This window comes from Pseudodesulfovibrio sp. lm2024 (assembly GCF_051175575.1).
GTDB classification, from domain to species: domain Bacteria; phylum Desulfobacterota; class Desulfovibrionia; order Desulfovibrionales; family Desulfovibrionaceae; genus Pseudodesulfovibrio; species Pseudodesulfovibrio caledoniensis.
The window spans coordinates 3001766-3014273 of record NZ_CP195092.1; the positions used below are offsets into that span (position 1 = coordinate 3001766).

At 64.6% G+C, this 12508-nt stretch carries 12 protein-coding genes and 2 pseudogenes; 2 read left to right on the plus strand and 12 right to left on the minus strand.

Annotated elements, in window-relative coordinates; all coding sequences use genetic code 11:
• Positions 1-76: 76 nt before the first annotated feature.
• Both ACR42D_RS14070 and ACR42D_RS14075 read left to right on the plus strand, forming a co-directional pair.
• Positions 77-1660 (plus strand): sigma 54-interacting transcriptional regulator, encoded by a 1584-nt coding sequence (locus tag ACR42D_RS14070; RefSeq protein WP_484567420.1) that lies wholly within the window; start codon positions 77-79, stop codon positions 1658-1660.
• A gap of 115 nt (positions 1661-1775) precedes the next feature.
• The gene (locus ACR42D_RS14075; protein ID WP_484567421.1) at positions 1776-2060 is read left to right on the plus strand and encodes a hypothetical protein; all 285 of its coding nucleotides are present in this window, start codon (positions 1776-1778) and stop codon (positions 2058-2060) included.
• A gap of 75 nt (positions 2061-2135) precedes the next feature.
• Here the strand turns inward: ACR42D_RS14075 and ACR42D_RS14080 are convergent, their stop codons facing one another.
• The 12 genes and pseudogenes from ACR42D_RS14080 to ACR42D_RS14135 form a co-directional block, all read right to left on the minus strand.
• Positions 2136-2381, minus strand: coding sequence for a hypothetical protein (locus ACR42D_RS14080; RefSeq protein ID WP_484567422.1), 246 nt, complete (start codon positions 2379-2381; stop codon positions 2136-2138).
• Positions 2382-2445: 64 nt separating this feature from the next.
• On the minus strand, positions 2446-3714 hold the full coding sequence (locus ACR42D_RS14085; protein ID WP_484567423.1) for a radical SAM protein: 1269 nt from the start codon (positions 3712-3714) through the stop codon (positions 2446-2448).
• Positions 3715-3804: 90 nt separating this feature from the next.
• Positions 3805-5171, minus strand: a pseudogene (locus ACR42D_RS14090) (nitrogenase component 1).
• Positions 5164-6558: a nitrogenase iron-molybdenum cofactor biosynthesis protein NifE gene (gene nifE / locus ACR42D_RS14095; RefSeq protein ID WP_484567424.1), complete on the minus strand. Its 1395-nt coding sequence runs from the start codon at positions 6556-6558 to the stop codon at positions 5164-5166. Before nifE ends, ACR42D_RS14090 begins: the two are co-directional and overlap by 8 nt.
• A gap of 23 nt (positions 6559-6581) precedes the next feature.
• Positions 6582-7013, minus strand: a complete 432-nt coding sequence (locus ACR42D_RS14100; protein WP_484567425.1) for an N-acetyltransferase family protein — start codon at positions 7011-7013, stop codon at positions 6582-6584.
• A 15-nt stretch (positions 7014-7028) separates the two neighbouring features.
• Positions 7029-7331 (minus strand): (2Fe-2S) ferredoxin domain-containing protein, encoded by a 303-nt coding sequence (locus ACR42D_RS14105; RefSeq protein WP_484567426.1) that lies wholly within the window; start codon positions 7329-7331, stop codon positions 7029-7031.
• A 20-nt stretch (positions 7332-7351) separates the two neighbouring features.
• The gene (locus ACR42D_RS14110; RefSeq protein WP_484567427.1) at positions 7352-7924 is read right to left on the minus strand and encodes a NifB/NifX family molybdenum-iron cluster-binding protein; all 573 of its coding nucleotides are present in this window, start codon (positions 7922-7924) and stop codon (positions 7352-7354) included.
• A 100-nt stretch (positions 7925-8024) separates the two neighbouring features.
• A pseudogene (locus ACR42D_RS14115) lies at positions 8025-8522 on the minus strand (radical SAM protein); the annotation flags it as partial.
• 73 nt (positions 8523-8595) lie between these two features.
• Positions 8596-9972 (minus strand): nitrogenase molybdenum-iron protein subunit beta, encoded by a 1377-nt coding sequence (gene nifK, locus ACR42D_RS14120; protein ID WP_484567428.1) that lies wholly within the window; start codon positions 9970-9972, stop codon positions 8596-8598.
• Positions 9973-9981: 9 nt separating this feature from the next.
• Positions 9982-11619 carry a nitrogenase molybdenum-iron protein alpha chain gene (nifD, locus tag ACR42D_RS14125; protein ID WP_484567429.1) on the minus strand — a complete coding sequence of 546 codons (1638 nt, stop codon included), beginning with the start codon at positions 11617-11619 and terminating at the stop codon, positions 9982-9984.
• Between the two features lie 22 nt (positions 11620-11641).
• Entirely contained in the window at positions 11642-12016 is a 375-nt protein-coding gene (locus tag ACR42D_RS14130; RefSeq protein ID WP_484567430.1) for a P-II family nitrogen regulator, read from the minus strand.
• Entirely contained in the window at positions 12016-12369 is a 354-nt protein-coding gene (locus ACR42D_RS14135) for a P-II family nitrogen regulator (protein ID WP_484567431.1), read from the minus strand. The genes ACR42D_RS14130 and ACR42D_RS14135 overlap by 1 nt, the downstream gene beginning before the upstream one ends.
• Positions 12370-12508: the final 139 nt, after the last annotated feature.

Consider the following 12508-nt stretch of genomic DNA (forward strand, 5'->3'; position numbering starts at 1 on the left):
GTATGTGGCGGCGGCCCGCAAAGCCAAGCACCGCGCCACATTCCGCGCATGGCATCGTGCTTGCTTATCACTCGCCATGCTCGCGAATGTCCCAGGATTGAAACTGTCGGCCCTGCAGTCCATCTGCCAAGTCATCGACCAGGCCATAGACCTGCAGTCGGCACTGGACGGCGTGCTGAAGATTCTTTCCGAGCAGCTGTCCATGCAGCGGGCCACGGTCACCCTCTTCGACCCCGAGACGGGGCAGCTGTCCATCAACGCCTCCTACGGCCTGACCATCGAGGAGAAGCGGCGCGGCGTCTACAAGCTCGACGAGGGCGTCACCGGACGCATCTTCCAGACCGGCGAGCCGTACTACGTGCCGGACATCGACAAGGAGCCGCTCTTCCTCGACAAGACCGGGTCGCGCCGGGTCAAGCGCGGCATGATCTCGTTCATCGGCGTGCCGATCATCCTGCACGGCGACCCCATCGGCGTGCTCAACGTGGACCGCCTGTTCGAGGACGAGATCAGCTTCGAGGAGGACGTGGACTTCCTCAAGGTGGTGGCCACGCTCATCGGCCAGTTCCTCAGCCTGAACGAGAAGATCATGGCCCGCGAGGCCGCGCTCAAGCGCGAGAACACCTCGCTCAAGTACCAGATTTCCAAAAATTCCAAGGGCCCGTATATCGTCGGCCAGAGCTCGGCCATGGTCGAGGTGCAGCGCCAGATGGAGAAGGTCTCGCCCACCCGGGCCACGGTCCTGCTGCTCGGCGAATCCGGCGTGGGCAAGACGCTCATCGCCCGGATCATCCACGAGCTGTCCGAGCGCAAGGGCAACCCGTTCATCAAGGTCAACTGCGCCTCCATCCCGTGCAACCTCCTGGAGTCGGAGCTCTTCGGCCACGAGAAAGGGGCCTTCACCGGGGCCACGGGCACCCGGCCCGGCCGGTTCGAGGAGGCGGACACCGGGACCATCTTCCTGGACGAGATCGGCGAGCTGCCCATGGGCTTGCAGGCCAAGCTGCTGCGCGTGCTCCAGGACAAGGAGCTGGAACGGCTCGGCTCCAACCGCACCCGGACCATCGACGTGCGCATCCTGGCCGCCACCAACCGCGACCTGGGCCACCTGGTGGAGCGCGGGCGATTCCGCTTGGACCTCTACTACCGGCTGAACGTCTTCCCCATCCGCGTGCCCGCCCTGCGCGAGCGCAAGGAGGACATCACCGGCCTGCTCAACCATTTCCTGCACAAGATGGCCAGCGACTACGGCCGGAGCATCCACCTGACCTCCACGGCCCTGGACGCCCTGATCCGCTACGACTGGCCCGGCAACGTGCGCGAGATGCAGAACCTCATCGAACGGCTGGTGATCATGTCCGAGGAGGACCGCATCAGCCTGGAATTTCTTAAGTCCTACCTCGCGCCCGGACAGTCCGCCACGGTCCAGGAGGCCATCCCCATGTCCGAGGACGCGCCGCGCCACACCTCGCTCAAGGAGTTCGAGCGCAACGAGGTCATGGCCGCCCTGGAGCGCAACGGCTGGGTCCAGTACAAGGCCGCCGAGGCGCTGGGCTTGTCCGCCCGCCAGATGGGCTACCGGGTCAAGAAGTACGGCCTCGAATCCATGATCGCCGAGGGCAGGGCCAAGCTGCGGCGCATCAAGGAAGGCCAGACCTAGAATTTCGGCATACACACCTCCACCCCACGCAAGACACCCCTCGCCGGACGGCCCGGCGGGGGGTGTCCGCCGTTTGAAACAGCGGCTTCCTGTTGCCTTTGCGCCGGGAGGCCTTATGTATTTGGGAGTTGACATCGTCCGGCCAAGGGCCGGAAAGGAGGCTGCCAAGACCTATGTTACCGCAGCGCGATTCGACAAAAACCGTCTGGAGACCGACGAGGCGCTCCGCGAAGAGGCGAACCGGGTCCAGCACTACCTGGAACAGATAGCCCTGGACGTCGGCCTCGACCCGAACAGGAACGTGACCCGCGTCGTGGTGGACGATGAAGTCCGCATCGGCATCAGCGAGGAAATGGACGAGTTCTACCGCGAGGCGCCCGGAACCTGGCGTTTCTACTGAAGCGCCGACGAACGCACAAGAACAAGGCCCCGCCGTGATCGGCGGGGCCTTGTTTATTCGACGGGACGGGGGCCGCTATTCGACCGTGCCCAGGGTACGCACCGAGGCGATCTTTTCCCAATCGTAGTAGGTGTTGATGTTCATGCCGTCCTTGACGCAGGTCACGCGGACGAACTCCTCGCCCAGGAACAGGGTGGCCCCCTCGTAGACCTCGCCCTCGTTGACCTGGATCTTGACGTCCTTGCGCAGCTTGCGGGACATGGTCCCCTGCACCGGTTTGGACGCGTATTCGAAAACTTTCTCCAATGTCGCCTTGTTCATGCGTTCCTCCATGGGTTCCTTCTGGTTGCGGGCCGAAGCCCGGAAAGACCGTTGTCCCGGCGGGTTAGCCGCAGCCCGCGCCGCCCCCGGCGCAGCCCGAGCCTATGCCCGCCCGGCGGACCTTGAGGGCGTTGATGTCGCCGCCCTCGAAGACGAAGCGCAGGGCGTCCTCGATGAAGCCGTCCACGGTATAGGATTTGATGTCGTGCTCCTCGAGGAGCATGCGCGGGGTCTCGCCCACGGCGGCGCAGAGCACCGCGCGGCAATCCTTGAGGACGGCGGCCAGCTCGGACCAGCGCTTGGGGCCGCAACCGGCCTGCGGGGCCTGGCGCTCCTCGATCAGGCGGTAGCCGCCGGTCTCGGACTCGCCCCAGATCTGGAAGGACTTGGCCTCGCCCAGGTGCTGGTTGACCAGCAGCCCCTCGCGGGTGGCCACGGCCACGAACGGGCGCGCCATGGTCGCCTCCAGGGGCTTGAGCTTGGAGCAGGCCTGGAGCGTGCCGCACAGGGCCACGGACTGGTCGTCGCTGAGCAGGCCGACCGCGTCGGCGCGGCAGCGCTTGCAGTGGGTCATCTGCTCGATGAACGGCTCGGCCTCCTTGCGCAGGGGCAGGACGGTCTCGCGGCCCGGCTCGGGAATCCCGGCGAACGGGGTATCGGCCGTGGGTTTGAGCGGAATCATGTTCTGGATGTCCGCGCCCAGCGAAGCACAGACCTTGGCGACCTCGACGATGTGGTGGTCGTTGACGCCGGGGATGACGATGGAGTTGATCTTGACCGTGATGCCGCGCTCCTTGAGGCCCTTGATGGCCTTGAGCTGGCGGTCCAGGAGGATCTCGGCGCCCTTCTCGCCCCGGTAGACCACGTTGCCGTCCTTGACCCAGGCGTAGATCTTGGCCCCGATGGCCGGGTCCACGGCCGAAATGGTGATGGTCACGTGGGACACGCCGAGTTCGGCGATGTCGTCCAGGTACGGCAGGATGCTCATGCCGTTGGAGGACAGACAAAAGAGCAGCTCGGGATGGCGCTCGTTCAGCAGGCGCATGGTCTCCAGGGTCTCGCCGGGGTTGGCGAAGGGATCGCCGGGACCGGCGATGCCCGCCACGGTGATGCGCGGTTCCTTTTCGAGGACCTTGTCCATGTATTCAGCGGCCTGGAACGGCTTGAGCACGCCGGAGGTCACGCCGGGGCGGGACTCGTTCACACAGTCGTACTTGCGGTTGCAGTAGTTGCACTGGATGTTGCACTTGGGGGCCACGGGCAGATGTACGCGGCCGCAGCTCCCGGCGCTCTTCTTGTTGAAACAGGGGTGCTTGGTGGTATCCTTGGACATATCGGTTCTCCTGTGGTTGTCCGGCGGCCGGGGACGGGGGCCGGGCTGCTTGTCGGTTCTGGCTCTGCCGCGTTGGAGTTTCGTTCCGGGTTAAATATATCCGTAGCCGATGGGTGAATCGGCCTGTTTCTTCTCGATGACCGCGTTGACCACGCGGTCGAACAGGGTCTGGGTGCCCTTGTAGCCGAGCGTCAGGGTGCGCTGGCCGCCGAACCGGTCGTGGATGGGGAAGCCCACGCGCACCAGGGCACGTCCCACGCCTTGGCGTAGCGGTAGCCCTTGGAGTGCCCCACCAGCAGGTCCGGGGCGAGCTCTCCGGCCTCGGCCGCGATGTCGTGGAAATCCACGCCCTCGCGGACCTCGGGGGCCATGCGGGCCACGCCGTCGGTGACCTTGGCGATGGCCTCCTCAAGCCCCTTGCCGCGCGCGCCGGTTCCGGCCAGGACCACGTCCACGCCGATCTCGGACAGGAAGGCGCACAGGCCGACGACCAGGTCCTCCTCGCCGTAGACCACAGCGCGCTTGCCGAAGATGTACTTGTGGCCGTCCACGTAGGCGTCCACCAACCGGCCGCGCTCCAGTTCGTAGCGCCGGGGCATGGGCTTGCCGGAGATCGTTTCCAGGGTCTCGAAGAAGCGGTCGGACTCGCGCAGCCCCATGGGCAGGCCGATGCGGTGGTTGGCCACGCCGAAACGCTCCTCCAGGCTGGTGCCGCCGGTCTTGGGAGGCAGGCAGCGGCCGAACTCGATGGTCCCGGCCGCCGCGCTCATGGTCTTGATCTCGCTGATCGGCGTGCCGCCCTCGGGGATCTTGACGTAGTCCTCGAGCGCCGGGCCATCCAGGGACTCGGAAATGTCGGGCAGGATGGTCGCCTTGATCCCGAAGTGGTCGCAGATGTCGCGCAGGTGGCGGACATCCTCGCAGGAGAACAGGCTGGGCAGGATGTTCACCCGGCCGTCGCCGTCCGCCTTTTCCAGGCAGAGCTGCTCCACCAGGGAGCGGACCGCGCCGTGCCAGCCGTCCATGTGCGTGCCGTTGTAGCTGGGGGTCGAGACCCGGACCAGTTCGGGCAGGTCGAGGTCGCCGAACTCCTTGAAGAATTCATTGAAGTACATGGGCACGTCGTCGCCGATGGTCTCGGTCAGGCAGGTGGTGGCCACCCCGATCAGCTGCGGCTCGTACTTCTTCATAACGTTGAGGATGCCCTTCTTCAGGTTCGGGCCGCCGCCGTAGATGGCGTTCTTCTCGCCCAGGGCCGAGGAGGCTATGTCCACGGGTTCGCGGAAGTGCGAGATGATGTAGCGGCGCATGTAGGTGGCGCATCCCTGGGAGCCGTGCAGGAAGGGAATGGCCCCCTCCACGCCCCGGAAGGCCATGGAGGCCCCGAGCGGCGTGCACAGCTTGCAGGCGTTGGTCGTGGAAACGAAATTGGGCCTTGCGGTCTTGACCTTACTCATTGACGGCCTCCTTCCGGGCTTCCTTGATACGGTTGGCGCGCCTCGGGGCGAACCGCCAGACCGGGGACATGGCCGAGGCGTGGATCTCGCGGGCGAAGTTGAGCATGCCCGCGAACCCTTCCAGGGCCTCCTTGCGCTCGTGGTTGTGGTCGCAGAAACCCACGCCCAGCTTGTAGGCGATGGGCCGCTCCTTGACCCCGCCCACGAACACGTCCACGTCCTTCTCCTTGATGAAGTGGGACAGCTCGAGCGGGTTGGCGTCGTCGATGATGACCGTGCCGGGATCGGTGATCTCGGCCAACTCGGCGTAGTCCTCCTTGGTGCCGGTCTGGGAGCCGACCATGACGACCTTCATGCCCAGATGGCGGAAGGCCTTGACCAGGGAGAACGCCTTGAAGGAGCCGCCCACGTACATGGCCACGCGCTTGCCCTCCAGGTCCTTGCGGTAGCGGGCCAGCTCGGGCATGAGCTTGTTCAACTCGTCGCGGACCAGGGCCTGGGTCCGTTCCACGATGCCGGGGTCCTTGTCCTTGAAGAAGTCGGCCACCTTGTACAGGGAGTCGGCCATGTCCTCGATGCCGAGGTAGGAGACGCGCTGGTACGGGGTGCCGAACTCCTCCTCCATCATCTTGGCCAGGTCCATGGTGGCCCCGGAACACTGGACCAGGTTCAGGGCCGCGCCGTGGCAGCGGCCGATGTCGGCCACGCGGCCGTCGCCGGTCACGTTGGCGACCACCTGGACACCCATCTTCTCGAAGTACTCGCGGATGATCCAAATTTCGCCGGCAAGGTTGAAGTCGCCGAAAATATTGATGGAAACAGGCGAGATGTCGGACGTGTCGCCCTGGCCGATGAGCCGGAACATGGCCTTGCACGCGGCCAAATACCCGGCCCGCTTGTTGCCCTTGAACCCTTCGGACATGACCGGGAGCACGGGGATGCCCTTCTTCTCGGTCATCTTGCGGCAGACCGCCTCCAGGTCGTCGCCGATGAGCCCCACGATACAGGTGGAGTAGACGAAGGCGGCCTTGGGGGAATGCCGGTCGATGAGTTCGTCCAGGGCGGCTTCAAGCTTTTTCTCGCCGCCGAAGATCACGTCGGTCTCCTGCAGGTCCGTGGAAAAGGACAGCCGGTGGAGCTCCGGGCCGCTGGACAGCGAGCCGCGGATGTCCCAGGTGTAGACCGCGCAGCCGATGGGGCCGTGCACCAGGTGCAGGGCGTCGGCTATGGGATACAGGACCACGCGGGAACCGCAGAACACGCAGGCGCGCTGGCTGACGGCGCCCGCCAGGGACTCGCGGTTGCAGGCGATGTCGATGGCGCCTTCGCCGGTCCGATGGATCTGGTCCTGTCTTTCCTCGAGTATGGTCGAACTGGTCGTACTCATTATACTTCCCCTATATCGATAGATTACAGTCGGTTGCCCGGACGTTGGGCGTTGTTTTCCAATCCGGGAGCCGGGGCCGCGTCCGGGTCTGCGAGGAGCATGAGCCTCCCCGCGCTGTCGGCCCTGGCCCACTCGGTGAGCCGGTGAATCAGCAATTCGCCGAGGCCCTGGCCCCGCCAGTCCTCACGGACAACCACATCTTCGATGAGGACGGCGGGACCGCCTTCAGCCACTTGGATCGTCAGCCGTCCCGAGCACATGCCGACCACAGTCCCGTCGGCCACGCTCGCGATCAGGATGCGTCCCCGACCGTTTTTCAGCATCAGTTCCGGATCGCGCCGTTGCCCGTCCCTCGCGGCCGGCCCCTCAAGGAGAGAGGAGACCGGGCCGAGCAGGGACACGAGACCGGGAAGGTCCGTGCGGGTTGCGGGGCGGATGACGACGGCTTCAGGCATGGGACTCTCGATTCCTTAGGACGCCAGGTATTCTTCGGCGGGTTCGCCGTCTTCCAGGCCGTCCAGAATAGCGTCGATCGCTTCCTCGGAATCCACGCCCTTGAACCACCAGTTCTCAGGCTGGATGACCATGACGGGACCGGATTCGCACTGCTTCAGGCAGGTGGAGCCGACCACCAGGGCGTCCAGGCCGCGATCCAAAATTTCCTCCTCCACGTACTGCAGGAATCCGTCGGTCTGCTTGTGGCAGATGCCTTTGGGGTCTCCGGCCGCACGGAAGGACTGACAACAGATGATCATTCTCTCGGGAATCGCCATTTCCTTTACTCTCCTTCTTGTTACTTCCTGTTCTTCTTGCCTTTCTTACCGCCCCCGTAGAGCACATCCACGGTTCCCTCGATCTCGCCGTCCGTGATCAGGACGGACAGACCCTTGCGGCTCAAAATTTGTCTCGGGTTCTCGCCGGCCGACGCGGTCAGCAGGACGAAGCAGTCGGCCAGCGTGTCGGCCAGGTTCTCCCAGCGCCGGTTGCCGGAACCGGGCTCGGGCAGGTCGCGCACGCCCAGCAGGCAGGCCAGGCCGTCGCCGCGCGGGCCGTAGATCATGGCCTTGACGGCGTGGCCCAGGTGCAGGTCGATATCCATGCCGGTGGAGCTGACCACGGCCACGTTGGGCCGCTCCTTGGTGGGCTTGGGCAGGACCGTGACCGGGGCCCCGGGCTTGTCCGGGGAGTCCAGGCCGACCATGTTCTCGCCGCACTCGGTGAATGTGGGCATGAGCTCGATGTGCCGTCCGGCGCGTTCGCGGATCTCGGACAACAGCTCCATGTCCGTGGCCTGGGGCGCGTCCTCCACGCCCTCCTCGGGGTGAAACGGGACCACGGCCATGATGTCCGCGCCGAGTCCGGACATGACGGAGGCGATCTTCTCGACGTGGCCCGCGTTGTAGCCGGGGGTACACGGTGGTGTTGATCTTGACGGTCAGCCCGGCCTTCTTGAAGGCGGACACGGACCGGGCCTGATCCGTGACCAGCAGCTCGGCGGCCTCCTTGAGCGGCAGGGTCCGCTTGGCGGGCCGGATCCAGGCGTAGATGTTCTCCGCCACCTCGGGGTCCACGGCGTCCACGAGCACGGTGATGTGGGACAGGCCGATCTCGGCCAGCTCCTCGGCGTACTCGGCGCCGTTCATGCCCAGAGTGGTCAGGCAGAGGGAAAGATCGGGGTACTTCTCCCGGACCAGGCGCAGGGTGCGCAGGGTCAGTTCCGGGGAGGTCAGCGGGTCGCCGGGCCCGGTGATGCCCACCACGGAGACGGGCTTGCCCTGCTCCATGACGTGGTCGAGCCAGGTCACGGCCTCCTCGGGCATCATGGCGGGCTTGGTGCCGTTGCCGCCCGCGAAGCGGACGCGGGCGTTGGCGCGCGGGGCCACGGGCAGGTGCAGGCGGCCCACGGTCTTGCGTGCGGTCATGCCGAAACAGGGATGGGCGGAACGGTCAGCATTGGGGGACATGACGGCCTTCTTGGGTTGAGTGTTTGGTCCGGGGCGGAGGGGGAAGGACTCCGCCCCGGACCGGGTATGAACGCTACAGGACGAGTTCGAACGTCGTCTCAGGATCGTCGCGGTCCTTACGATCCATCAGCAGTCCCAGAATCTTCTCGAGAAGCCTGAGTCCGCCCTTGTAGCCGACTGTCGGGAAGTACTGATGCCCCTGGCGGTCCAGGATGGGGAAGCCCCAGCGCAGCAGCGGGATGTCCTCGTCGCGCGAGATGTACTTGCCGTAGGTGTTGCCGATGAGCAGGTCGACCGGCTCGTTCTTGATCCACTGGTGCATGAGGAACATGTCGCCCTTGGCCTTGACCTTGACCTCGAAGGGCTGGTCGGCGCAGATGGCCTTGATGCGGCGCTCGAACGCCTTGCCCGGGGTGCCGGTGACCACGTAGACGGGCTGCATGTCGAGGGAGACCAGGAACTCGCACATGGAGATGAGCTGGTCCGGGTCGCCCCAGATGGCCACGCGCTTGCCGTAGAGGTACTGGTGCATGTCGGAGATCATGTCCACGAGCTGGCCGCGCTCGAAGGCTACGGAGTCGGGGACCGAGACGCCGGCAACGGTGCGCAGCACGTCGATGAAGCGGTCGGTGGCGGCCAGGCCGAACGGCATGTCCAGCACGGTGCACGGGACCTTGCACTTGGCGTCGAGCCAGCGGGCGGCGTCGGCCGAGCACCACTCGCCCAGGGCCAGGGTGCCGAGCGCGTCGCCGGTCTTCTTGAGCTCGTCGATGGTCACGCCGCCGTCGGGGAACATCTTGTACTCGCCGGTCAGCGGGGCGTTGAGCACGCCGTCGGTGTCCGGAAACAGGGTGACGTCCACGCCGACCATGGCGCACAACCGCTTGATCTCGGCCATGTCGGCGGGCTCGACCCAGCCGGGGATGACGTTGACCTTGTGGGTCTTCTTCCCGGAGGGCTCGGCCAGTTGGGCCATGGCCTTGACCATGTTGGAGAAGCCGGTCACGTGGGAGCCGACGTAGCTCGGGGTGGGCGCGCCGATGCAGGTCTTGCCCTCGGGCACCTTGCCGCTCTTCTGGGCCTTGTCGAAGATCTGGTTCAGGTCGTCCCCGATGGTCTCGGACAGGCAGGTGGTGTGCACGGCGATCACTTCGGGGTCGTAGACCGTGAAGATGTTGTCGATGGCCTGGACCAGGTTCGCATGGCCGCCGAACACGCTCGCCCCTTCGGTGAAGGACGAGGTCGCGGCGGAGATGGGCTCCTTGTAGTGCCGGGTCAAGGTCGAGCGGTGGTAGGCGCAGCAACCCTGGGAGCCGTGGGAGTGCGGCAGGCAGCCGTGGATGCCGAGCGCGGCGTACATGGCGCCGATGGGCTGGCACGTCTTGGCCGGGTTGATGGTGAGCGCCTTGCGCTCCTTGATCTCAACGGGTGTATGTTTCAGTAAAGCCATTGTATTCTCCTATTCCCAAACAAAGGTCGCGGTCAGTTCGGGGGATTCCTGCCAGGGGGCCTTCATGTAGGACCACACCTTGGAGGACACGAGCCGATCAATTTCCTTGTAGAAGTTGATGGCGCCCTTGAACCCGGCATACGGTCCGCCGGAGTCGTAGCTGTGCAGCTGCTTCATGGGCACGCCGAGCTTCTGGATGGAGAACTTCTCCTTGATGCCCGCGCAGAAGATGTCGGGCTTGAGCAGTTCGACCAGCTTGTCGGCCTCGTACTGGTTCAGGTCGTCGATGACGAGGGTGCCCTTGTCCATCTGCTCGTTCAACCCCTCGTAGTGCTTGAACTCGTAACCGGCGTCTTCCAGGGCCTTGATTTCGTCGGGCGTCTTGCGCGGGTTGTAGAGCTTTTCGTCGGCCTCGACCGTGATCTCCTCGATGTTGCGGGAGTCGGCGTCGGGCTTGAGTTCGGGGATGACCTGACGGCCTTCGTAGTCGTCGCGGTGGGCGAACTCGTAACCGGCGGACAGGGTCTTCATGCCCATCTCGGCGAAGAGGTCCTGGTAGTGATGGGCGCGGGAACCGCCGACGAACAGCATGGCGGTCTTGCCTTCGGTGCGGGTGCGCACGTCGGCGGCCACGGCCTTCACATCGGGCATTTCCTCGGCGATGACCTCCTCGACGCGGTCGATGAGCTCCTTGTCGCCGAAGTACTCGGCTATCTTGCGCAGGGACTTGGCCGTGGACTCGGCGCCGATGAAGTTCACCTTGATCCAGGGGATGCCGTACTTGGTCTCGAGCATGTCGGCCACGTAGTTGATGGACCGGTGGCACATGACGCAGTCGAGGTCGGCGTGCTGGGCGGACGCGAACTGGTCGTAGGTCGAGTTGCCGGAGAAGGTCGAGATGTTGGTGATCCCGCACTTCTTGAGGATGCGGTCGATCTCGAAACCGTCGCCGCCGATGTTGTACTCGCCGAGCAGGTTGATCTTGTACTTGCCTTCCTTGGGCTCCTCGTTCTCGCCGACCAGGTTGGTGAAGACCTGGTTGTTGGCGATGTGGTGCCCGGCGGACTGGGAAACGCCCTTGTAGCCCTCGCAGGAGAAGGCGAAGACGTTGCAGTCGCCGAACTTCTCCTTCATCTTCCTGGACACGGCGTGGATATCGTCGCCGATCAGGCCCACCGGGCAGGTGGCGAAGACGCAGATGCCCTTGGGATGGAAGATGTCGTAGGCTTCCTGGATGGCGGCGGCGAGCTTCTTCTCACCGCCGAAGATGATGTCCTGGTCCTGCATGTCCGTGGAGAAACAGTAGGGCATGTAGTTCACGCCGTCCTTGCTCGCATCGGTCTGGTTGCGGCGGGTCAGCCAGGAGTAGAATCCGCAGCCGATGGGGCCGTGGGTGATGTTCAGGATGTCGCGGGTCGGGCCCATGATAACGCCCTTGCAACCCGCGTAGGTGCAACCGCGCATGGTGATGATGCCCGGAATGGTGCGGACGTTCGCCAGGATCTCGGGCGGCGCCTCGGCTTCCGTGGCCTCGTTGATCATTATCTGCTTGGCGCGCTTGCGGGCGACCTTGGGAGGGTACTTCTTGAGAAGTTCTTCCTTGATGTCGGCGGGCATGAGCTGCACCACTTTCTTGGTCTTGGCCATTCTCAATACTCCTTGATCTCGGCTAGGCTATGGCCTTTGCACCGGTTTCGGCGGTTCTGACGCGTACCGCGTCCCCCACGGGCAGGACAAAGATCTTGCCGTCGCCCGGTTTGCCGGTCTTGTTGGCGGCCATGACGGCTTCGACGACGTCTTCCACCATGTCGTCGGGGACCACGACCGTTACCATGCGCTTGGGATAGAGCTTGCCCTTCTCGCCCAGCACCGCGGCGGCCTCTTCGTAGCCGCTCTCGGCGCCCTCGACGACGGCCGAATTGACGAACCCCTTGCCCCGGCCTTCCGCTGCGTGGGCGAAGAAGGCGTCCACGCCGGCTTCGCTCAGGGCGGCCTTGGTCTGGTTCATCATGTTCATGCGCACGACTGCGATGACTTCCTTCATTACGCGGCCTCCTCGCTGGCTGCGGCGGTCTCGTTCACGCCGGAGCTGATGGTGTAGACGTCCTCGACGTCGGAGACGAATATCTTGCCGTCGCCGAACGCGCCCTTGGTGCCGGAGCGGGCGGCGTCCATGATCGTGTTGATCACGAACTGCTTGTCAGCCGCGTTGACGACGCACATGAGCATGGTCTTGGGAATTTCGTCGTAGGTGACCTCGCCGATCTTGATGCCGCGCTGCTTGCCGCGACCGGCCACGGAATATTTGGTGACGGCGGGAAAGCCGTTGTCCATCAGAGCGGCCAGGACGGTATCCGCTTTCTCGGGCCGCACAATTGCTCGTACCATGATCATCATTTTTGCTCTCTCCTATCTCTTCGTTATTAAAGGACTTTGATTGTTTTCATTTTCCACATCCGCCCTGTTTTCGGGCTGGTTGTCCCCTGTAGGCACGGAATCCTTTCGAATTCCGCGCCTGCCGGGGCCGCCGACCGGG